The organism is Sinorhizobium arboris LMG 14919 (assembly GCF_000427465.1).
Classification (GTDB): domain Bacteria; phylum Pseudomonadota; class Alphaproteobacteria; order Rhizobiales; family Rhizobiaceae; genus Sinorhizobium; species Sinorhizobium arboris.
The window spans coordinates 2265987-2286016 of record NZ_ATYB01000014.1 but is presented as its reverse complement, the minus strand read 5'-3'; the positions used below and the strand labels follow the sequence as shown (position 1 = coordinate 2286016).

20 protein-coding genes are annotated in these 20030 nt (G+C 63.4%); 9 read left to right on the top strand and 11 right to left on the bottom strand.

The annotated features are described in order from the left end of the window. Positions 1 to 9: 9 nt before the first annotated feature. On the bottom strand, positions 10 to 1113 hold the full coding sequence (ychF, locus tag SINAR_RS0122390) for a redox-regulated ATPase YchF (protein ID WP_028001146.1): 1104 nt from the start codon (positions 1111 to 1113) through the stop codon (positions 10 to 12). A gap of 229 nt (positions 1114 to 1342) precedes the next feature. On the opposite strand from ychF, the gene clpS reads away from it, so the two are divergent. Further along, positions 1343 to 1648: an ATP-dependent Clp protease adapter ClpS gene (gene clpS, locus SINAR_RS0122385; protein ID WP_028001145.1), complete on the top strand. Its 306-nt coding sequence runs from the start codon at positions 1343 to 1345 to the stop codon at positions 1646 to 1648. 61 nt (positions 1649 to 1709) lie between these two features. On the opposite strand, the gene pth is transcribed toward clpS, so the two are convergent. From pth to SINAR_RS0122370, 3 genes are all read right to left on the bottom strand, one after another. Further along, positions 1710 to 2429 carry an aminoacyl-tRNA hydrolase gene (gene pth, locus SINAR_RS0122380; RefSeq protein WP_028001144.1) on the bottom strand — a complete coding sequence of 240 codons (720 nt, stop codon included), beginning with the start codon at positions 2427 to 2429 and terminating at the stop codon, positions 1710 to 1712. 368 nt (positions 2430 to 2797) lie between these two features. Next, positions 2798 to 3412: a 50S ribosomal protein L25/general stress protein Ctc gene (locus SINAR_RS0122375; protein ID WP_028001143.1), complete on the bottom strand. Its 615-nt coding sequence runs from the start codon at positions 3410 to 3412 to the stop codon at positions 2798 to 2800. A gap of 183 nt (positions 3413 to 3595) precedes the next feature. After that, positions 3596 to 4777 (bottom strand): benzoate/H(+) symporter BenE family transporter, encoded by a 1182-nt coding sequence (locus SINAR_RS0122370; protein WP_028001142.1) that lies wholly within the window; start codon positions 4775 to 4777, stop codon positions 3596 to 3598. A 306-nt stretch (positions 4778 to 5083) separates the two neighbouring features. Here SINAR_RS0122370 and SINAR_RS0122365 point away from each other — a divergent pair, with 306 nt between their 5' ends. From SINAR_RS0122365 to SINAR_RS0122350, 4 genes are all read left to right on the top strand, one after another. Continuing rightward, positions 5084 to 6040 (top strand): GAF domain-containing protein, encoded by a 957-nt coding sequence (locus SINAR_RS0122365; RefSeq protein WP_028001141.1) that lies wholly within the window; start codon positions 5084 to 5086, stop codon positions 6038 to 6040. Between the two features lie 124 nt (positions 6041 to 6164). After that, positions 6165 to 7673 (top strand): aldehyde dehydrogenase, encoded by a 1509-nt coding sequence (adh, locus tag SINAR_RS0122360; RefSeq protein WP_028001140.1) that lies wholly within the window; start codon positions 6165 to 6167, stop codon positions 7671 to 7673. A 130-nt stretch (positions 7674 to 7803) separates the two neighbouring features. Next, the gene (locus SINAR_RS0122355) at positions 7804 to 8181 is read left to right on the top strand and encodes a DUF779 domain-containing protein (RefSeq protein ID WP_028001139.1); all 378 of its coding nucleotides are present in this window, start codon (positions 7804 to 7806) and stop codon (positions 8179 to 8181) included. A 73-nt stretch (positions 8182 to 8254) separates the two neighbouring features. After that, the gene (locus SINAR_RS0122350; RefSeq protein ID WP_028001138.1) at positions 8255 to 9085 is read left to right on the top strand and encodes an isocitrate lyase/PEP mutase family protein; all 831 of its coding nucleotides are present in this window, start codon (positions 8255 to 8257) and stop codon (positions 9083 to 9085) included. A gap of 229 nt (positions 9086 to 9314) precedes the next feature. Here SINAR_RS0122350 and SINAR_RS0122345 read toward each other — a convergent pair whose 3' ends face one another. The 6 genes from SINAR_RS0122345 to lgt all read right to left on the bottom strand — a co-directional run bounded on the left by SINAR_RS0122345 (position 9315) and on the right by lgt (position 15746). Beyond that, a complete protein-coding gene (locus tag SINAR_RS0122345; protein ID WP_018095645.1) occupies positions 9315 to 10247 on the bottom strand; it encodes a ribose-phosphate pyrophosphokinase in 933 nt (310 codons plus the stop codon). 281 nt (positions 10248 to 10528) lie between these two features. After that, positions 10529 to 11407 carry a hypothetical protein gene (locus SINAR_RS0122335; RefSeq protein ID WP_028001136.1) on the bottom strand — a complete coding sequence of 293 codons (879 nt, stop codon included), beginning with the start codon at positions 11405 to 11407 and terminating at the stop codon, positions 10529 to 10531. 149 nt (positions 11408 to 11556) lie between these two features. Continuing rightward, positions 11557 to 12708: a M24 family metallopeptidase gene (locus tag SINAR_RS0122330; RefSeq protein ID WP_028001135.1), complete on the bottom strand. Its 1152-nt coding sequence runs from the start codon at positions 12706 to 12708 to the stop codon at positions 11557 to 11559. 1 nt (position 12709) lies between these two features. Next, on the bottom strand, positions 12710 to 13504 hold the full coding sequence (pgeF, locus tag SINAR_RS0122325) for a peptidoglycan editing factor PgeF (protein ID WP_028001134.1): 795 nt from the start codon (positions 13502 to 13504) through the stop codon (positions 12710 to 12712). 284 nt (positions 13505 to 13788) lie between these two features. Continuing rightward, a complete protein-coding gene (locus SINAR_RS0122320) occupies positions 13789 to 14892 on the bottom strand; it encodes a class I SAM-dependent methyltransferase (protein ID WP_028001133.1) in 1104 nt (367 codons plus the stop codon). An 11-nt stretch (positions 14893 to 14903) separates the two neighbouring features. Then, positions 14904 to 15746 (bottom strand): prolipoprotein diacylglyceryl transferase, encoded by an 843-nt coding sequence (gene lgt / locus SINAR_RS0122315; RefSeq protein WP_028001132.1) that lies wholly within the window; start codon positions 15744 to 15746, stop codon positions 14904 to 14906. Positions 15747 to 16029: 283 nt separating this feature from the next. Here lgt and SINAR_RS0122310 point away from each other — a divergent pair, with 283 nt between their 5' ends. From SINAR_RS0122310 to SINAR_RS0122295, 4 genes are all read left to right on the top strand, one after another. Continuing rightward, complete coding sequence (locus SINAR_RS0122310; protein WP_028001131.1) at positions 16030 to 16317, top strand: accessory factor UbiK family protein; 288 nt, start codon at positions 16030 to 16032, stop codon at positions 16315 to 16317. Between the two features lie 462 nt (positions 16318 to 16779). Beyond that, positions 16780 to 17280, top strand: coding sequence for a type III secretion system chaperone family protein (locus SINAR_RS0122305; protein ID WP_018095638.1), 501 nt, complete (start codon positions 16780 to 16782; stop codon positions 17278 to 17280). A 1-nt stretch (position 17281) separates the two neighbouring features. After that, complete coding sequence (gene proC, locus SINAR_RS0122300) at positions 17282 to 18106, top strand: pyrroline-5-carboxylate reductase (RefSeq protein ID WP_028001130.1); 825 nt, start codon at positions 17282 to 17284, stop codon at positions 18104 to 18106. A gap of 28 nt (positions 18107 to 18134) precedes the next feature. Then, entirely contained in the window at positions 18135 to 18476 is a 342-nt protein-coding gene (locus tag SINAR_RS0122295) for a tRNA-binding protein (protein ID WP_028001129.1), read from the top strand. 165 nt (positions 18477 to 18641) lie between these two features. Here the strand turns inward: SINAR_RS0122295 and SINAR_RS0122290 are convergent, their stop codons facing one another. Further along, positions 18642 to 20024, bottom strand: coding sequence for an ATP-binding protein (locus SINAR_RS0122290; protein WP_028001128.1), 1383 nt, complete (start codon positions 20022 to 20024; stop codon positions 18642 to 18644). Positions 20025 to 20030: the final 6 nt, after the last annotated feature.

Sequence of the window (20030 nt, the reverse complement as noted above, 5' to 3'; positions counted from 1 at the left end):
GTTCGATACTTACGTATTGAACCGGAAATGGATCACGTCGCCGTCCTGGACGACGTATTCCTTGCCTTCGTCGCGAGCCTTGCCGGCTTCCTTCGCACCGGTTTCGCCGCCATAGGCGATATAGTCGTCATAGGCGATCGTGTTGGCGCGGATGAAGCCGCGCTCGAAATCCGAGTGGATGACGCCGGCGGCCTGCGGCGCCTTGGTTCCGCGCGGGATCGTCCAGGCGCGCGTCTCCTTCGGTCCGACGGTGAAATAGGTGATGAGATCGAGGAGCTTGTAGCCGGCGCGGATCAGCCGGTCGAGGCCGGCTTCCTCGAGGCCAAGCGCCGCAAGGAACTCCTTCGCTTCCTCTTCCGGCAGCTGCGCGACTTCGGACTCGATCGCCGCCGATATGACGACCGTTTCGGCGCCCTGTTCCTTGGCCATCTGCTCGACGGCGCGGGTGTGCTCGTTGCCGGTCGCGGCGTCGCTTTCGGCGACATTGCAGACGTAGAGAACCGGGTGCGAGGTGAGCAGGTTGAGGCTCTGCAGAATGCGCAGCTCATCGGCGTCGAGCTTGGAAAGAAGCGTGCGCACGGGTTTGCCCTCCTGCAGCAGCTTCAGAGATGCTTCCATGATGGGAAGCTGCGCCATCGACTCCTTGTCCTTGCCGGTCGCGCGTTTGCGCGTCTGTTCGGCACGCCGTTCAAGGCTGTCGAGATCGGCGAGCATCAGCTCGGTCTCTATCGTGTCGGCGTCTTCGACGGGATGGATGCGGCCTTCGACATGGGTAATGTCGTCGTCCTCGAAACAGCGCAACACGTGCACGACGGCATCCACCTCGCGGATGTTGGCGAGGAACTGGTTGCCGAGGCCCTCGCCCTTGGATGCGCCGCGCACCAGCCCGGCGATGTCGACGAAGGAGATCCGGGTGGGAATGATCTCCTTCGACTTGGCGATGTCGGCGAGCTTGCGCATGCGCGGGTCTGGCACGGCGACTTCGCCGGTGTTCGGCTCGATCGTGCAGAAGGGATAGTTTGCCGCCTGCGCCGCCGCCGTCTTGGTCAGCGCATTAAAGAGTGTGGACTTGCCGACATTCGGCAGCCCGACGATACCGCATTTGAAGCCCATGGCTGAAACCCGTCGTTCCTGATTGTTTGGCCGTGGCTATGGGATAAAGGAGAGGGACGGTCAAGCTTTTCGCGCATTTCCGATTACAGCCGGGGGCGAGTTTCACTTGAATGGATGGGACCGGAGCACGATATTGACGAGAGCGGGATAAGGAAACCTTGCGCGGTTCACCACCGGCGGCCCGCGTGATCGCGAACGCGTTCTCATGTCATCGATGGCGGATTTTCCGATGAGCGACAATGACGTAGCCGCAAAGCGCCTGACCAAGCCGAAGCTGGAACGGCCGAAGCTCTACAAGGTCCTGCTCGTCAATGACGACTACACGCCGAGGGAATTCGTGGTCATGGTGCTCAAGGCCGTTTTCCGCATGAGCGAGGAGGCGGGCTACCGCGTGATGATGACGGCCCACAAGATGGGCACTTCGGTGGTGGTGGTCTGCGCGAAGGACGTGGCGGAGACCAAGGCCAAGGAAGCGACCGACCTCGGCAAGGAGGCGGGCTTTCCGCTGTTGTTCACAGCAGAGCCGGAGGAGTGAGACGACGGCGGTTAGAGTGGGATGCGGGCGGAAAACCGCGCACACTTTCCCTCATCCCGCTCTAATCCCCTTTCGGTCCAAACATCTTCTTCAGCATGTCGGCCATGGGGCCGGTCACCGGCAGCTTTTTCGGCTGGGCTGCGGTACGAGCCTGATGGATATGGGATTGCGCCGCCTGCTTCTTCGCAGTGACGGGCTTTTCCGTCTCGGGCTTGCCTCCGGTCGCCAGCGCAATCTTGTTCATGAGCTGCGAATCCTCGGCCTTCACCAGCATTGCCGCATTGTCGGCGATGGCCTCGAGAAGGAGCGAAAGCCAGGCCCGGTCGGCCTTGGCAAAATCACCGAGCACATGCGCGTGGACCAGATCCTTGACTCCCGGGTGGCCGATGCCGAGCCGCAGGCGGCGGTATTCCTTGCCGCAATGGGCGTCGATCGACTTGATGCCGTTGTGCCCGCCGTGCCCGCCGCCCGTCTTGATCCGGGCCTTGCCGGCGGGAAGGTCCAGTTCGTCATAGATGACGACGATGTCCTTTGGCGCGAGCTTGTAAAAGCGCATGGCTTCGCCGACGGCTTCGCCGGACAGGTTCATGAAGGTCTGCGGCTTCATCAGCAGGACGCGTTCGCCGTCGATCTCTCCTTCGGAGATTTCCGATCTGAATTTCTTCGACCAGGAGGAAAAACCCTGGCGCTGCTGGATGGCGTCGACGGCCATAAAGCCGATATTGTGACGGTTTCCGGCATATTTCGGGCCGGGATTGCCAAGTCCCGCGATGATCAGCATGCGGTTAAACTCCTGCGTTCGCCTGTGGCGAGATATTTGAGCGGGGAGGGGACTTTCCCCTCATCCCGCTGCCGCGACCTTCTCCCCGTCATGACGGGGAGAGGGACAACCGGCCCGCTCTCAGTCGCCTCTCTCCGCCTGCGGGGAGAGGGCCAGGGTGAGGGGCAATCGCCACGCCCAGTTCCCTTCAGCCCAAAATCACCGCCATCATCCAAAGTCAACGGCTATTTTCCGATGCCACTTTATCCGGTTCGGGCGCAGCGCGCAGCGCTTGACAGGCAAAAGAAAACCCGCCCCACGAAATGGGACGGGTTTCTTTCACTCGGGGCGCGACACAGCCCGGATCGGGCGGCCGCCTGAAGCAGAGATCAAGCCTCTTCTTCGCCGCCTTCGGCTTCTTCAGTCGGCTCGGCTTCCTGCGTACGGCCGGTGATCGTGGCGACCGTGAAGTCGCGATCGGTAATGACCGGGGTCGCGCCTGCAGGGAGCTTGACGTTCGAAATGTGGACGGTGTCGCCGATCTTGAGGCCGGTGAGGTCGACCGTCAGGAATTCCGGAATGCTGTCCGCGGAAACGTTCAGTTCGACCTCGTGCCGGACGATGTTCAGGGCGCCGCCCTGCTTGAGGCCCGGGGACTTCTCTTCGTTTTCGAAGTGAACCGGAACCTGAACGGAAACCTGGCTGCCCTTCGAAACGCGAAGGAAATCGACGTGCATGGTGAAGTCGCGGACCGGATCGAGCTGATAGTCCTTGGGCAGGACGCGGATCTTCTCGCCGTTGACGTCGATCGTCGCAACGGTGGTCATGAAACCGCCGGCGTGGATCTTCATCGTCACGTCCTTGGTGGACAGCGCGATGGAAAGCGGGGGCTGCTTGTCACCATAGATGACAGCCGGAATAAGACCGTTGCGGCGAAGTTCACGGGAGGACCCCTTACCAACCCGATCGCGCGTCTCGGCCTTGAGCTCGTAAGTTTCGCTCATAGGTAGACCTTTCTGTGTTATTTGGAGAGTTCGTCCGTCAAAGGCGGAAAAACCTGAAGCCGCCGCGGGGCGGCCTCACCCGCGTTGCCTCCAAGGGTGTCTGCGCGGACGCGGGGTGCATAGCCGAGAACGGTCGTAAATGCAAGGCGCGGCCGTTCGGGCACTCTTGGGCCGCGACACGCATCACGCCTTACGCTTGGCGAAGCGCGCGAGCGTCAGCATCAGGCCGCCCGCGACAAGACCCCAAAAGGCCCCGGACACGCCGGCGAAGCCCACGCCCGAGGCGGTGACGAGAAACGTGATGGCGGACGCTTCGCGCGTCTCGCCCTTCGTGAAGGCGGCAACTGCGGAACCCGAGAAGGCGCCGATCAGCGCAAGGCCGGCAACCGCCTCGATCAGCACCGATGGCGCGAGACTGACGAAGGTCGTGACCGCCCCGGCCAGGAGGCCGAAGAGGACGTAGGCGATACCTGCATTGATGGCGGACCAGTAGCGGCGGGCGCGATCGGGATGGGAATCGGAGCCGGCGCACATCGCTGCGGTGATCGCGGCAAGATTGACCGCATGCCCGCCGAAAGGTGCGCTCAGCAGCGTAAAGAGTCCGGTCGTGGCGAAGAGGGGACCCGGATCGGGATCGTAGTCATTCACCTTCAGGACTGCGACGCCGGGAATGTTCTGCGATGCCATCGTGACGATGAAAAGCGGAAGAGCGATGCTGACCAGGGCGGAGGTGCTGAAGGAAGGCGAGACGAACTCGACCTTCGGAACGAGAGCGGCGGAGAGTCCGGCCAAGGCGCCGTCCGGAATGTCGATCCCGAGCGCGACGACAAGAACGAAGGCGAAGAGCGCGGCCGGAACGGCATAGAGCCTGCTGAAGCTGCCGACGACCGCCCATGCAAGAACGATCGGCAGGCCGAAGAGGGGATTGAAGGCGATCGCCTTCACCGGCGCGAAGCAGAGACTGAGGAGCACGCCCGCGAGCATCGCATTCGCCAGCGCCGGTGGAATTGCGGAAACGATCCTGCCGAGCGGCTTCCACAGGCCGGCGACGATGATCAGTAATCCGCAGACGAGAAAGGCGCCGACGGCGGCATTGAACCCGCCCTCCACCGCGCCGGAACTGGCAAGCAGGGCCGCGCCCGGCGTCGACCAGGCGATGCTGACAGGAAGCCGCGTGACGGCGCTGATGAGGATGGCGCAGGCACCCATGGAGATTGACAGGGCCATCAGGCCGGAGGCCGCCTGCGCCTCGTTCGCGCCGACGCCGGCGAGGCCGTGCAGAACGACGGCGAAGGAACTGGCAAAGCCCACAAATGCGATCAGCACGCCCATGAACAGGCTTTGGACGGAGAAATCACGGAGCATGGCGGACAACCGGGTGTTGCGACGAGTCGAGAGTATTTGTTTCGAGTAGCATATCATCCGGTCTGCCGATACCGGTCCGAGGTATCGCCCGGCCGCCGAGGAAAGACTTTAGTCAGGGTGGACCTCCCGCGGTATCGATGCCTATAGTTGGCAGGGGAGAATATGCCGTTGCAGAATTTGCCGCATGTTTGCGCCGGAGAACGCCGTCCAGGCGAAGGAGGAAGCGCGGTCCGCGCGCCCGGCTTACAGGCGTTGATCACGTCCGCGGGTCGGTTGACCCGGTCGCGGCGATCCAGGGAGGAGTGAATGGCTTCAATCAGGGACCATTCCGAGCGGGTCTATCGCGTAGCACATCAGTCTTCCGCCGCGGTGATTTCGCCGGTGGCTGCATCATGGCGCCGCTGCATGACGCTGCACGGCCTGGCGCCGGAGGAAGCGCGTTCGCCCTGGCGGCTTTCGGAAGCCGAATTCCGGCAGGCGCGTGAAAGCTCCGGCGCGCTGATCGCAGAAGCGGCCGGCGAGCTCGACCGGCTGTTCGCCGCCGTCGGCAAGGCCGGGTGCTGCCTGCTGCTTACCGACGGGAAGGGTGTGGCGTTGGAACGTCGCGGGGCCGGCGGCGACGATGCGGACTTCCGCGGCATCGGATTGTGGTCCGGAACCGTATGGAGCGAGGCGAGCGTCGGGACCAACGGCATCGGCACGGCGATCGCGGACGAGCGTCCGGTCCTCATCCATCGCGACCAACACTTCCTCAGCCGCAATATCGGCCTCAGCTGCGCCACGGCGCCGATCCGCGACGAGAGCGGAAAGCTCGCCGCGGCAATCGACATCTCCACCTGCCGCGACGACGCCTCCGAGGCGACGCTTTCGATCCTCTCGCAGGCGGTGCGCGATGCCGCGGCCCGCATCGAGGCCAATCTTTTCCGCCGCGCCTTTGCCGGCGCCCGTATCGTGCTCGTGCCGGTCGATCGGGCGGGACCTGCATTGCTTGCCGTCGACCGCGACGATCTCGTCCTCGGTGCGACGCGGGCTGCGCGGCTGTGCCTTGGGCTCGACAACGAGCGCATCGCCGGCGGGATTCCCGCGTCCGACCTGCTCGAGGAGGAACTGCCGGGCGAGCGGGAGGAATTGCCCGGAGCCGAGAGGGCGGCTCTGCGCCGCGCTTTATCGCGGGCCAAGGGCAATGTGTCCATGGCCGCCGATCTCCTCGGTATCAGCCGGGCGACCCTCTACCGAAAGATGAAGCGGCTTTCTCTCAACTGATCCTGTCTCAATTCTGAAACAGTCGGCGTCGCCAAGCACGGCGCCGCTCTACCGGAAATGCGCGTTCGGTCTCACTCTTCCTTCCACAGCAAGCGCAATGCTGTTTTTCCAAGGGAGGAAACCCATGCTGCATCAGAAGATCGTCGAGAACCCTTACAAGCAGAAATACGGAAACTTCATCGGCGGCCAATGGCGCGAGCCCGTTGCGGGACGCTACTTCGACAACACGACGCCGATCACCGGCGGCACGCTTTGCCAGGTCGCCCGTTCGGACGCCGCCGACATCGAGATCGCCCTCGACGCGGCGCACGCCGCCCGGGAAAAATGGGGCCGGACCTCGACGACGGAGAGGTCCAACATCCTCATGAAGATAGCCGCCCGCATGGAGGACAATCTCGAGCTCCTGGCACGGGCCGAAACCTGGGACAACGGCAAGCCGATCCGGGAGACGATGGCCGCCGACATTCCGCTGGCGATCGACCATTTCCGCTATTTCGCGGCCTGCATCCGTGCGCAGGAAGGCTCGATCGGCGAGATCGACCACGACACCGTCGCCTATCATTTCCACGAGCCGCTCGGCGTCGTCGGCCAGATCATTCCCTGGAACTTCCCGATCCTGATGGCCGCCTGGAAGCTTGCGCCGGCGCTTGCCGCCGGAAATTGCGTCGTGCTGAAGCCGGCCGAGCAGACGCCGGGCTCGATCCTCGTCTGGGCTGAACTTATCGGCGACCTCCTGCCGCCGGGTGTCCTCAATATCGTGAACGGCTTCGGCCTCGAAGCGGGCAAACCGCTCGCCACCAGCCCGCGCATCGCCAAGATCGCTTTTACCGGCGAGACGACGACCGGGCGGCTGATCATGCAATATGCCAGCCAGAACCTCATCCCGGTCACGCTGGAGCTCGGCGGAAAGTCGCCGAACATCTTCTTCGCGGACGTTGCCAGCGAGGATGACGACTTCTTCGACAAGGCACTGGAAGGCTTCGCCATGTTCGCGCTGAACCAGGGCGAGGTCTGCACCTGCCCGAGCCGGGCGCTTGTTCAGGAGAGCATCTACGACCGCTTCATGGAGCGGGCGGTAAAGAGGGTCGAGGCGATCCGCCAGGGCAATCCGCTCGATGACGCAACGATGATCGGCGCCCAGGCTTCGAGCGAACAGCTCGAGAAAATCCTCGCCTATATCGAGATCGGCAAGGAGGAAGGCGCCGAGGTCCTGACCGGCGGCGGCCGCAATGTGCTCGAAGGCGACCTTTCCGGCGGCTATTACGTCAAGCCGACCGTATTCCACGGCCATAACAGGATGCGCATCTTTCAGGAGGAGATTTTCGGCCCCGTCGTTTCCGTCACGACCTTCAGGACGGAGGCCGAGGCGCTGGAGATCGCCAACGACACGCTCTATGGGCTTGGTGCCGGCGTGTGGAGCCGCGATGCCAATCGCTGCTACCGCTTCGGTCGCGCGATCGAGGCCGGCCGCGTCTGGACCAATTGCTATCACGCCTATCCGGCGCATGCCGCCTTTGGCGGCTACAAGCAGTCCGGCATCGGGCGCGAGACGCACAAGATGATGCTCGATCACTACCAGCAGACGAAGAACATGCTGGTGAGCTACAGCCCGAAGGCGCTCGGCTTCTTCTGATAGGATCGCTGTAGGGCCGGATGCGGGCGGGGCCGCCTAGCCTTTCCTCGTGCCGCTCAGCCGGATGCTCACGGCGGGCTCCCGATGCTTCATCGGGGGCCCGCCCGCCTTGCGAATGAGGAGATGCAAATTGAGCGAGGAAGCAGCGGAGCCGCGCGTGCTTGCGACGGATGCGGCGATAGACCTCATCCGCGAAATCCGGCGCGATCATCCGGATATACTCTTTCATCAGTCGGGCGGCTGCTGCGACGGCTCGTCGCCCATGTGCTACCCGGCGGGCGACTATATCGTCGGCGATAACGATGTGAAGCTCGGCGAGATCGACGGCGTGCCCGTCTATATCAGCTCGAGCCAGTACCAGCTCTGGAAGCACACGCAGCTGATCATCGACGTCGTGCCGGGCAGGGGCGGCATGTTTTCACTGGATAACGGCCGGGAGAGGCGTTTCCTCACACGTTCCCGCTTGTTCGGCGGCGGAGGGGCTTGCGCGGTGCAGCCCCGCGCGTGACCGCGGGCGACAATCTGTTCGCTTTTTGTTCATTTCGTGCTATCGCTGGCAATCTCGAAGCACGGATGGCGGCATGGAAAAGCAGCAGGACAAATATCGGGCCTTCCGCGCATTGCACGAGCGCGAGGGCGCTTTCGTAATTCCCAATCCCTGGGATGCGGGATCCGCCCGAATTCTCGCGGCAATGGGCTTCGAGGCTTTGGCGACGACGAGCGCCGGGCTTGCCTTTTCCATCGGCCGGAGGGATTCGGCGGCGGCTCTGTCGCGCGACGTCATATTGCAGAATGCCCGCGCTATCGTCGAGGCGACCGAATTGCCTGTGTCCGCCGATCTGGAGGACGGCTTCGGCGAGGATCCCCGGTGCTGTGCCGAAACGGTATCGCTTGCGGCAGGCGTCGGGCTGGTCGGCGGCTCGATCGAAGATGCGACCGGTGATGCCGCCGATCCCGTTTTCGAGTTCGACTTGGCAGTAGAACGTGTCGCCGCCGCCGCGCAGGAAGCCCGCAAGCGTCCCTTTGTCCTGACCGCGCGTGCGGAGAACTTCCTGTGCGGGCGGCCTGACCTCGACGATACCATCCGGCGTCTTGTCGCGTTCGAGGAGGCCGGCGCGGATGTTCTTTACGCGCCGGGGCTGCCCGACATCGAAGCGATCCGGACGGTCTGCTCTTCCGTCAAGCGCCCGGTCAACGTGGTCATGGGCCTCGCCGGGCAGGTCTACACGGTGGAGCAACTGCAGGAGGCGGGCGTGAAGCGCATCAGTGTCGGCGGTTCGTTCGCGCGGGCGGCGCTCGCGGGACTCATGCGCGCGGCGCGAGAGGTGAGGGAGCACGGCACTTTCACCTATGCGAGCGACGCCATGCCCGCCCGCGAGGCCGCATCCTATATGCTGGACGTCAAGAGATGAGCGGCGGCCGCTCTGGAATTCTACCGCACCCGCCTATCCGTGTTTCGGCTTACCGGCCTATAGGGCTGGACGGTTACGCTGCTTAGTGATGACCTTTCAACACGCAGGTGGGCCAAAATCATCGCCCACCCGCGGGATAGTCTCGCCCACCCCATCGGCAGATTTCAGCGTCTTCCCTTCCCTCATTCCCTGACGAGCACAGGATGGAGGGCGAGCAGGCGTACCGAAGTCAGTCGAACAGGCTCGAGACCGATTCTTCCTGGCTCGTGCGGCTGATCGCCTCGCCGAGCAGTGCAGCGGTGGAGATCACACGGATGTTGTGCGCCGACTGAACCGCCGTCGTCGGCTGGATCGAATCGGTGATCACCAGCTCCTTCAGCATCGAAGACGTGACGCGGGCGACTGCGCCGCCGGAAAGGACGCCGTGGGTGATATAGGCGGTGACGCTCGTCGCGCCGTTCTTCAGCAGTGCCTCGGCGGCGTTGCAGAGCGTACCGCCGGAATCGACGATATCGTCGATGAGGAGGCAGTCCTTGCCGTTTACTTCCCCGATGACGTTCATGACTTCCGATTCACCGGGGCGGTCGCGACGCTTGTCGACGATCGCCAGCAGACAGTCGAGCCGCTTGGCGAGCGCCCGGGCGCGCACGACGCCGCCGACGTCAGGCGAAACGACCATGACGTTCTTGAGATTGTAGTTCTCCTTGACGTCTCGCGCCAGAATCGGAACGGCGTAGAGGTTGTCGGTCGGGATATCGAAGAAGCCCTGGATCTGGCCGGCGTGCAGGTCGAGGGTCAGAACCCGGTCGGCACCGGCTTCGGTAATGAGATTGGCGACCAGCTTGGCGGAGATCGGGGTGCGAGGACCGGGCTTTCGGTCCTGCCGGGCATAGCCGAAATAGGGGAGCACGGCGGTGATGCGGCGGGCCGAGGAGCGGCGGACCGCGTCGATCATGATGAGAAGTTCCATCAGATGATCGTTCGTGGGGAAGGAGGTCGACTGGACGATGAAGACGTCCTCGCCGCGCACGTTCTCGCCGATCTCGACGAAGATTTCCTGATCGGCGAAGCGCCTTACTGTGGCTTTGCCGAGCGGCAGGTTAAGATAGTTGCAGATCGCTTCGGCCAGCAGCCGGTTCGAATTGCCTGCGAAAACCTTCATTGACGGTCCGCCTTGAGCTGGCGCGGCCACGTCCGGTCGTCCGGGGGGTGGGTTCTCCGCGCAGATTCCGTGAGCCATTCCGATTGCGGGCAATCACTGCGGACGGCCGCTGTCAGAGCTGATCGGCCGCTTTTTAGCGTCCTTGAAGGTGAATGCAAGGGGATTGCTGCGGCGCAGCGCCCAATATCCGAAAAACTTTGCGTCAGCCGGCCGGGATGATGGCGATTCCGGGGCGGGCGGCCGGTATCCGAGCGTGCAGCAGCGGAATCCGAGCGGAGGCGCTAGCCCGCGGACGATCGGCGCCATTCGAGATAGGCGTCGATCGTCTCGCTGGCGATCGCCTCCATCGTCTCAGCCGGGACGGCGCTCCAGGGGTCGGTCGCGGTCTTTGCAACGGAGTCCTGTCCCTGGATGCGATGCAGGCGATTGCCGCTGCCGTCGAGTATGTCCCAGACATAGACGACCGTCGTCTTGCCGCCGTCGTTGAGCGCTGAAAAATATCCCTTGAGGATATGGTCGCTGGTTTTGTCGGTGGAGCTCTTGATCGCGAGCCCCTGGCTGCGCGCCGAGGCGCCGAGCTGTTTCGAGAGTGGCGTGACCGCCTGGACCGGCGCGCCGATGATCGGCAGGAATCGGATGCCGCCGGAGCCCGCTGTGGCTGCCGCAGGAGATGCGGCGGCATGCTGCCTTTGTGCAGGCTCCTCTGCCGTCTGGTCGGCTGCTGTCTGCTCGCCGCCAGCCTCCTGCGTCGCATCTTCCACCGGCGGAGCCGGATGCTGAGTGACCTGGGTGGGCGCCGCTTGAGGCTGAGTTGCCTGTATCGGTGCTTCACCCCCGGCCAGGCGGTTTGCCTGGCCTTCCAGCGTTCCGGCCGGGTCGGTGTAATCGCTATAGCCGACATTGCCGCTCGCGTGTCGGGGAGGCGGGCCCGAAATATTCGGCTGCGCGGCGAAGGCCGCGGTGCGGCCCGGCGGCACGCTTTCCACCGGCATCACCGCGGTCTGCGTCGACATGGCGTCGAGATCCGACTGGGTCACCGGTGGGGAGCGGAAAGTGCCTTCGCCCACGTCCACCTGCGGGATCAGGGCGTCCGTCGTGTTGCAGCCGACCAAGGCTGCGGCAAGGCCAAGGCTTGCGATCGGATTGATCTGCTTGCGCATCGTTCCCACCGTCTCCACTCGAACTTTCTCGGCGCCGGACGCGGCCGCCACAGGCCCGCGCGCCCCCTGGTAGGATGCGCAAAGGTCACTGCAACGGCATCAGCCGCCGGCGCGCTCTTCACTCCGGCGGAAATCATAGGGCGATTTCCTTACGCAGATATGAAGTCCAGTCCGTAGCGCGAGAGCGGCCGGGGGGTGTCGGCCGTGGTGAGATAGGTCTGGCCGAGCGTCATGGCGGTGCCGCTGTCGGAATCCATGATGATCATATGGACGAAGAGGGACATGTCCGGCTCGATCTCCTGCGGATTGCCGATATGGAACATCTGGTGCTCCATCCAGGAGGGCGAGAAGCGTGCGCCGAGCGAATAGCCGCAGGCGTTCAGACGGTGCCGGGCAAGGCCGCGCTCGTCCATGATTTTCGCATGCACGTCGAAAACCGTCCCGAAGGTATTGCCGGGCCGAAGCACCATTTCGATCGCCTGGATCGTTTCCCGGCAGGCGCTGTAGAGCTCGCGGTGGCGGTTGCTGGGTTCGCCGATCACGATCGTGCGCATCATTGCCGCATGGTAATGGGCGCTCACACCGGTCCATTCGAGCGTGAGCTGATCATTGGCGTCGAGGTTGCGCCGGCCCGCCTTGTAGCGGCAGAGCAGCGCGTCGGCTCCGGAACCGATGATGAACTCGTTCGCCGGATAGTCGCCGCCGCCCGCGAAGACGGCACCCTGCATGGCCGCGAGGATATCCGCCTCGCTGCCGCCTGGACGGATGAGTGGCAGCGCCGCGTCGAGCGCGTCGTCGGCAAGGCTAGCCGCCTTCTCGACATGCGCGATCTCCGCCGGGCTCTTGATCAGACGCAGGCGGCTGACGAGCAGCGAGGCGTCGACCAGTTCCCCGAAAGTTGAGAGCTGGTGATCGACGAGGCGCGCCGTTCTTCCGGTCATGCCGTGCGTGTCGTATTCGACACCGATGCGGCAGCCGAGGAGGTCGAGTTCGCTGAGCAGGTTCTTAAGATCCATCGCCGGATCCGCATTGACCCGGTCCACCCATATTTCGATGCGCTCGATATTCGATGTATGGCGCGCCTGGCGCAGGTCGGCCGAACGGGTGAGCAGGACCATCGTCCCATCCCGCTTGACGACGAGCGTCTGGAAGAAGCAATAGCCGAAGGTGTCGTAGCCGGTCAGCCAATACATGCTCTCCTGCGCGAAGAGCAGCATTGCGTCGAGCTTTTCTTCCTGCATCTTGGCCGTCAGCCGCGCCAGGCGGGCCGCATATTCCTCTTCGGCGAAATGAAGCGCCATCTCAAACCTCCCGTATGGAAATCGCGGACATCTGCCGTCCGTAATCAGGCTCCCGCCTATGCGTCGCGCGGCGATAGGAGAAGAAGCGGTCCTCGTCCGCATAGGTGCAGATGCCGAGGTTCTCCGCCGTTACGCCGGCTTCGGCCAGCCGCCGGACCGTCAGTCCGGGCAGATCGAACATGGCATGGCCGTCGCGTCCCGAAGGCGCGAAAAACGACTCGTAGCTTGCCTCGGCGTCGACGAAACGGGCTACGAATTCGGGGCCGACCTCATAATGCTTCTGGCTGATCGACGGGCCGAGGCAGGCGATGATTCGCTCGCGGCGGGCACCGAGCGAGGTCATCGCTTCGATGGTGCTTTCGAGCACGCCGCCGAGCGCGCCCTTCCATCCGGCGTGGGCAGCACCGATGACGCCTGCTTCCGGATCGGCGAAGAGGACGGGACCGCAGTCGGCGGAGAGGACGCCGAGGACGATGCCCGGCGTCGCCGTCACCAGCGCATCCGCATCCGGTCGTGCGCCGTCGTAACTGCCGTCGACGACGATTGCGTCCGCCGAATGGACCTGGTGCACCGTGGCAAGCCGTCGTGGCTCCGCCTCGAACCAGCGGGCGACCCGGGCTCGGTTCTCGCCGACACGTTCGCGCTCGTCGTTGGAGCCGAGACCGACATTCAAGCCGCGATAGATGCCCTCGGAGACGCCTCCCTTGCGGGTGAAATAGCCGTGTGCGATTGCCGGGCCTGCCTTCGCGTCGAAGAGCGGGCTCTGCACGGGGGATGGCGAGACATCATCCTGCATTCGGTGTTTTCGCCCTCGTGATTCTCTAAGTTCGTTGGAATTGAGGGCGCGTTGCGGCCCGTCGAATTGCAGCTGATTTGCCGGCGCGATGTTGACCCGGCAGGCGGGGGCTGTCAATTGCCCAACCAAGGGATGCCCGGCGGACGAAGGCAAGGACGTGGACCGTACGGCTTTTCTGAAAGGATTGACAGCAGAACGCGTACGCCGTGGCAAAATACGAGCGGCTCCTACGGCATCCTGGTTGCAGCTGTTGTTCACGGCATGCGCGATTCGGCGGCCTGGCTTTAAAGCGCCTTCTTCTGAAAAGGCGTCAAGGCGACTTCAGGACTGCTTACCACCAGCACCTTGAACAGTTCTCCCATGTTTCCCGTGCCCGAACCCGCAAGCCGCTCGACGTCGCCGCGGATGCCTTCCTGAGTCGTCTCGTCCTTGTCCCGGCCGAGGGCCGCGGCGCGTTCCAGGAGACCGAGGCCGACCAGGAAATCGCCCTGCCGGGCAAGTCCGTTGATCTGCACGCCCTCCGCTTTGGCACGGCTCGCCAACTGTTCGAAATCGACGTGGCTGGTCAGGTCGGCGAGGCCGGGATTGGCAAGCGGCGGATCGTATTCATGGTTGCGGACGGCCTGCAGCGTGTCGCCGTAGCCGGTCGCCAGATGACCGTAGTCGATAATGATCGCCGTGCCGCCGCCGGCGCGGAGGCGCTCGCAGAGCGCGGCCATCACCGCGTCGCGGGCCGGCGAAATCTCGAATATCATGCCTTCCGGGACGGATGCGGCGGCAGAGGGCAGCAATGTCGGATCGATGCCGGCAATGCCTGCGGCAAAGGTCAATCGGCCCTCCGCGTCGAGACCGACCATGCGCTCGCGGAAGCCCTGCGCGGTCCGCACGAACTGACGGATCGGAATTGCGTCGAAAAGCTCGTTCGCAGCCAGAAGCAGGAAACCTGAGGGAAGACCGTCGAAGCTCTCATGCCAGCGGACCTTGCCTTCGTGTTCGGCCAAGGTCCGGGCCTGCACCTGGCGAAGCCGCTCGCTGGTTTCGACGAGATGAACGGTGGCGGTCCGGTATAGTGCCGGCGCCAGCCGGCGGATGACGCGGAGCATGTCGGACATCATCGTGCCGCGGCCCGGACCGATCTCGGCGATAATCGCGTTTGCAGGCGCGGCGTGCTGCTGCCATGCATGCACCAGGAATATGCCGATCATCTCGCCGAAGAGCTGGCTGACCTCCGGCGCGGTGGTGAAGTCGCCCGCCCGTCCGAACGGTTCACGGGCGCGATAGTAGCCATGCTGCGGATCGGCAAGGCAGAGGGAAAAGTAGTCGGTCACGCTGATCGGCCCGGTGGTCCGGATCAGCGCCTTGATCTTGTCGGCGAGGGGATTCGTCATGACTTGTCCAGTCAAGCGGCGGCGGCCGCGCTGCGCGCTCGCGCAATAGCCCAGATTCCGACCAGCGCCATCGGCAGTGAAAGCACCATTCCCATGGTAAGCCAGCCCCCCGCAAGATAGCCGATCTGTGCGTCCGGTTCGCGGAAGAATTCCACGAAAATTCGGCTTGCCGCATAGCCGCAGACGAAGATGCCGGTGACCAGGCCGGGAATTTTCAAGGCTTTGCGGCGATAGACGAACCAAGCGAGCACGGCGAGAAGCACAATACCCTCGAGGGCAGCCTCGTAAAGCTGGCTCGGATGACGGGCAAAGGGGCCTCCCGTCGGGAAGACGACCGCCCAGGGCATCGAAGACAGGCGGCCCCAGAGTTCTCCATTGATGAAATTGGCTATGCGCCCGAAGAAGAGCCCGATCGGCACCACTGCTGCCACGACGTCGAACAGGCTCCAGAGGTGGATTGCGTTCCTGCGCGCAAAAATGATCATCGCCAGCGTCGTGCCGAGAAGGCCGCCATGAAAGGACATGCCGCCGTTCCAAATCTGGATCGCGCGGACGGGATTCTCAAGGATGGAGCCGAGATCGTAAAAAAGGATGTAGCCGATGCGCCCGCCAAGCACGATGCCGCCGGCCGCCCAGAGGAGGAAGTCGTCAAGCTGCGCCAGGTTGAAGGGCGCAGTGCCGTTGCGCCAGAGGGAAGCGTTCTGGATTATGCGGCGCGCATAGAGCCATCCGAGGAGTATCCCTGCGACATAGGCGAGCCCGTACCAGCGCACGGCGAGCGGCCCGATCGTGAAGATGACCGGGTCGATTTCGGGGAAGGGGAGGATGGCGAGGCGGGTCGCGATTGTTTCCAAGGTCTTCTCTCGTGCCGGACCGATAATTTCGCCGGAAGATGACGAGCGAATCCGGCGCGGTCAAGCACCTGCCGCCGCCGCGCAACGAGGCCGCCGCCACTTTCGAGCGTACAAGGTGGCCGCAGCACGCTATATTGCCGCATTGCCTCATCGCAAATACAAGGGGCCCGGAGAAGCTTGAACGGCGTCGCGGACGTCATTTTCCTTGCATCCTCACTTCGGGGATCCTACCTGAAATCATAAGCTCCGCCGCATGTGGCGGGATGAAATGGAGACCAGAAAGATGAGCACAGGGGCCAACCGTATTCTCGATGATCTCGCCCGGCTGATGACGGATGCCGCAGGCGCGGCCCAAGGGGTGCGGCGCGAGGTCGAGGCGGCATTCCGCGCGCAAACCGAAAACTGGCTGAATTCGCTCGACGTCGTCAAGCGCGAGGAGTTCGAGGCGGTCAAAGAGATGGCGGCGCGGGCACGGGACGAAAACGACGCCCTCCTTGCCCGCATCGAAGCTCTGGAAGCGCGCCTGGCCACGACCGGTCCGGCAGCCGGCGACATTACCACGGGTAAGTAAAAAGGGCAGCCTTGGCGCCGGACGTCGCTCGGATTCGGTCTTGGAGCTGCAGGCCTGCCGGCGGATGCTGCGCGGGGCCGGACGGCCACGCCGCCATGGCCTGTAGTCTTTCGTCTCGCCGCCGCCACGGTTAACAAAAGCTGAAAAGTTTTCCACCTGTGGACACTGGCAAAAAACCTTTATCGCAGAGTCGTTTAAGCAGCCGCGCTGAATCAAAATCATAGCGCCGGGCGCCATTCTTCCCTGCAATTTTTCGGCCCAGGGGCTGGCACGCTGACTCTGCCGTTATACACTGATTTTAAATGATGATTCGACACGGATCATGCAAGCTCCGGGCAGGGTAAGTAAGCCAGGATAGCCGCAGGTCCAGCAATCATAGTGTTCGTATCCGGTATTGGGTTTGCAGTGTTGCGTCCTGTGAGCGTGACTCTGCGCGCCTGTGCCGCGCCTTTAGGGTGATGCATGAGCCTTTTGGAAATGGAAGTCGAGCGCCAGTCCAACCCGGTCGATATGATCGAGTTCGTTGCCGCGAACAATGACTGGTCCTTCGAACGATCCGGCGAAGACGAAATTGCCATGACCGTCGAAGGCAGGTGGGCGGATTACCATGTTTCCTTTTCCTGGATGGAGGAGTTCGAGGCGCTGCATCTGGCTTGTGCCTTCGACATCAAGGTGCCGGACAGCCGCGCGAACGAGGTGATCCGGCTTCTATCCCATATCAACGGCCAGGTGCTGATGGGTCATTTCGATCTTTGGCGCCAAGAAGAAGTCATCATCTTCCGGCAATCTCTGTTGCTCGCTGGCGGAGCGGAGCCTACGAACCAGCAGGTCGAGGTGCTTCTTTCGAACGCGCTCGACGCCTGCGAGTCCTATTTCCAGGCATTCCAATTCGTCGTCTGGTCGGGCATGGATGCGCAGCGTGCGGTCGACGCGGTGTTGTTCGAGACCGTTGGGGAGGCATGAAGTGAGCATTGCCGTTTCGGGTCCGATCGTACTCGTCGGCGCCGGCAATATGGGCGGCGCCATGCTCGCGGGCTGGCTCAAAAGCGGAGTGCGTGGAAACGACGTGCTCGTCATCGACCCTGGTCCGTCGCCGGCGATGGCAAAGCTCATGGCGGATAGCGGTGTTCAACATGCGACCTCCGCCCCCGCGGGCGTCAAGGCCGGCGCGATATTCCTCGCCGTCAAGCCGCAGGTGATGGAAACTGCGCTGCCGCCCCTGAAGGGACTCGTCGGTTCCCAGACGGTTGTCGTGTCTGTGGCCGCCGGCAAGACGCTCGGTTTCATCGAGCGTCATCTGGGCGAGGCTGCGACGGTGCGCGCCATGCCGAACACGCCGGCCATGATCGGGCGTGGTGTTACCGGCGCCTTCGCAAATGCCCGCGTCAGCGAAGCGCAACGCGCGCTGGTGCAAGATCTGCTGAAAGTCAGCGGCCCCGTCGAATGGGTCCGAACCGAAGCGGATATCGATGCCGTGACCGCCGTCTCCGGCAGCGGCCCGGCCTATGTCTTCTATCTCGTCGAGTGCATGGCCGAGGCCGGGCGCAAGGCCGGACTCGAGGCGGACCTAGCCATGCGTCTTGCTCGGGAAACCGTCGCGGGGGCTGGTGAACTCCTCCATCAGTCCCCCGACGATGCAGCCCGCCTGCGCCAGAACGTCACATCGCCCGGTGGCACCACCGCGGCAGCGCTGGCGGTGTTGATGGCGGCGGATGGCATGCAGCCGCTATTCGACAGGGCCATTGCGGCGGCGCGCAAGCGCGCGGAAGAACTGGCCGGTTCCGTTTAGAGCATTTATTTCGATGCAAGGGACTGAAATGTCGGAACTCATCACTTTTTCTGATTTCGAGCGCGTCGATATTCGCGTCGGCACAATCGTCGAGGCCGAGGTCTTCCCGGAGGCGCGCAAGCCAGCCTATAAGCTCAAGATCGATTTCGGTCCGGACATCGGGATCAAGAAATCCTCCGCGCAGATTACGGTGCACTACAGGCCCGAGGAACTCGTCGGCAGGCAGGTGCTGGGCGTCGTCAATTTCCCGCCGCGTCAGATCGGCCCCGTCCGTTCCGAAGTGCTTACGCTCGGTTTCGAAGACGAGGGCGGCGCCATCGTGCTCGCGTCCACCGAAAAGCCGGTGCCGAACGGCAAGAAGCTGATGTGACGCGTCCTAATTTCCGTATCTTGTAAGTGACTGAACCCTACAGCGCCGCGCGTCTGATCAGACGCGCAAAGGTCGCAGCAGCACTTTGATCTGCTGCATGTTTTCGCCCTTCAATCGATTCCGATTAAAGGAAACATGCAGTAGAGGGGGTGGTGACGGGGCCGCTCACGTCGGCACACGCACCGTCGCACGCAGGCCGCCCAACGGGCTGTCTCCCAGGGTTACATTGCCGCCATGGCTTCGGGCGATGTCACGCGCGACGGCGAGTCCGAGACCGGTGCCTGAACTGTCAAGATTGCGTGCTTCGTCCAGGCGGAAAAACGGTTTGAACACGTCTTCGCGCGACCGCTCCGGAATGCCGGGTCCGTCGTCATCGACCGTGATGGTCAGCCATTTCGAGCTCTGACGCGCTTCGATATGCACGGTGTTCGCGTAGCGGTAGGCGTTGGAGGCGAGATTGGAGATGAGCCGTGTGAAGGCATTCGGCCTGACGTGAATTTCGTTCTCGCCCTGGATCGCGGTGGTCAGCGTCTTGCCGTACAGCTCCGCCTCCGCCGCAAGCCGGGCCATCAGATCGCTGAGCTTCAGCTGGCCGACGTCCTCTTCCGACTCTCCGCGAGCGAAGGCGAGATAGCCTTCCAGCATGTTCTGCATGTCCTCCACGTCCTGGTTGAGGCTTTCGAGGTCCGGATTGTTGCCCACAAGCGCGAGCTGCAGTTTGAATCGGGTCAGGATCGTCCTCAAGTCGTGGCTGACGCCGGTCAGCATCGCGGTGCGCTGCTCGATCTGACGCTCGATGCGCTCGCGCATCAGGATGAAGGCAAGGCCGGCGCGCCGGATTTCGTCGGCACCGCGCGGCGCGAAATCGTCTATCTTCTGCCCCTTGCCGAAGCTCTCTGCCGCGCTTGCCAGCGCCAGGATCGGCCTGATCTGCCCGCGAAGGAAGAGGATCGCAATCGTCAGCAGGACGAGCGAAGCGCCGACCATCCAGACGAGAAAGATGTGCGTGTTCGACGCGTAGGCCTGGTTGCGGCGGGCATAGACCCTGAGGATGCGGTCGTCCTCAAGCTTGATTCGGATTTCGACGATCTTCGAATTGCCGACGGTATCGATCCAGAAGGGACGCCGGATCTGGTCCGAAATCTCTTCGCTGAGGATCTGGTCGAGGATTTCGAAGAAGGGCTTGGGGCGCGGTGGCGGCAGCTCGCCGCCAGGCTCCACGGTTATGTTGAGGTCGAGCTGTTCGCGGGCGATGCGGACGATCTGGCCGATGTCACCCTCGCGCGGGAAGGTCGTGATCAGGTCGACGATTGCGGCGATGTCGTTGGTCACCGCCGAGGAGAGGCGCTGGGTGACGAGTTGCCAGTGCCGCTCCATGAATACGAAGGCGACCACCGACTGCAGCAGCACCATCGGGATGACCACGATCAGCAGCGAACGCGCGTAAAGACCCATCGGCAACCGGCGCCGCAGCCATCGGACCAGGCGCTTCCAGGCGCCGTCCGCCGGTGCCGATCCTTCACGCTTCAAACTGTCGAAACTTGCCATGGCCCC

What these genes read in the sequence shown, in the direction of transcription:
- SINAR_RS0122350 (WP_028001138.1), top strand. Translation starts at nt 8,255, where the DNA reads ATGGAAAAGCAGCAGGACAAATATCGGGCCTTCCGCGCATTGCACGAG.
- SINAR_RS0122330 (WP_028001135.1), bottom strand. Translation starts at nt 12,708, where the DNA reads ATGGCGCTTCATTTCGCCGAAGAGGAATATGCGGCCCGCCTGGCGCGG.
- SINAR_RS0122295 (WP_028001129.1), top strand. Translation starts at nt 18,135, where the DNA reads ATGTCGGAACTCATCACTTTTTCTGATTTCGAGCGCGTCGATATTCGC.
- SINAR_RS0122365 (WP_028001141.1), top strand. Translation starts at nt 5,084, where the DNA reads ATGGCTTCAATCAGGGACCATTCCGAGCGGGTCTATCGCGTAGCACAT.
- SINAR_RS0122370 (WP_028001142.1), bottom strand. Translation starts at nt 4,777, where the DNA reads ATGCTCCGTGATTTCTCCGTCCAAAGCCTGTTCATGGGCGTGCTGATC.
- SINAR_RS0122305 (WP_018095638.1), top strand. Translation starts at nt 16,780, where the DNA reads ATGAGCCTTTTGGAAATGGAAGTCGAGCGCCAGTCCAACCCGGTCGAT.
- SINAR_RS0122290 (WP_028001128.1), bottom strand. Translation starts at nt 20,024, where the DNA reads ATGGCAAGTTTCGACAGTTTGAAGCGTGAAGGATCGGCACCGGCGGAC.
- SINAR_RS0122320 (WP_028001133.1), bottom strand. Translation starts at nt 14,892, where the DNA reads ATGACGAATCCCCTCGCCGACAAGATCAAGGCGCTGATCCGGACCACC.
- pth (WP_028001144.1), bottom strand. Translation starts at nt 2,429, where the DNA reads ATGCTGATCATCGCGGGACTTGGCAATCCCGGCCCGAAATATGCCGGA.
- ychF (WP_028001146.1), bottom strand. Translation starts at nt 1,113, where the DNA reads ATGGGCTTCAAATGCGGTATCGTCGGGCTGCCGAATGTCGGCAAGTCC.
- SINAR_RS0122345 (WP_018095645.1), bottom strand. Translation starts at nt 10,247, where the DNA reads ATGAAGGTTTTCGCAGGCAATTCGAACCGGCTGCTGGCCGAAGCGATC.
- clpS (WP_028001145.1), top strand. Translation starts at nt 1,343, where the DNA reads ATGAGCGACAATGACGTAGCCGCAAAGCGCCTGACCAAGCCGAAGCTG.
- SINAR_RS0122375 (WP_028001143.1), bottom strand. Translation starts at nt 3,412, where the DNA reads ATGAGCGAAACTTACGAGCTCAAGGCCGAGACGCGCGATCGGGTTGGT.
- SINAR_RS0122335 (WP_028001136.1), bottom strand. Translation starts at nt 11,407, where the DNA reads ATGCGCAAGCAGATCAATCCGATCGCAAGCCTTGGCCTTGCCGCAGCC.
- SINAR_RS0122310 (WP_028001131.1), top strand. Translation starts at nt 16,030, where the DNA reads ATGAGCACAGGGGCCAACCGTATTCTCGATGATCTCGCCCGGCTGATG.
- adh (WP_028001140.1), top strand. Translation starts at nt 6,165, where the DNA reads ATGCTGCATCAGAAGATCGTCGAGAACCCTTACAAGCAGAAATACGGA.
- pgeF (WP_028001134.1), bottom strand. Translation starts at nt 13,504, where the DNA reads ATGCAGGATGATGTCTCGCCATCCCCCGTGCAGAGCCCGCTCTTCGAC.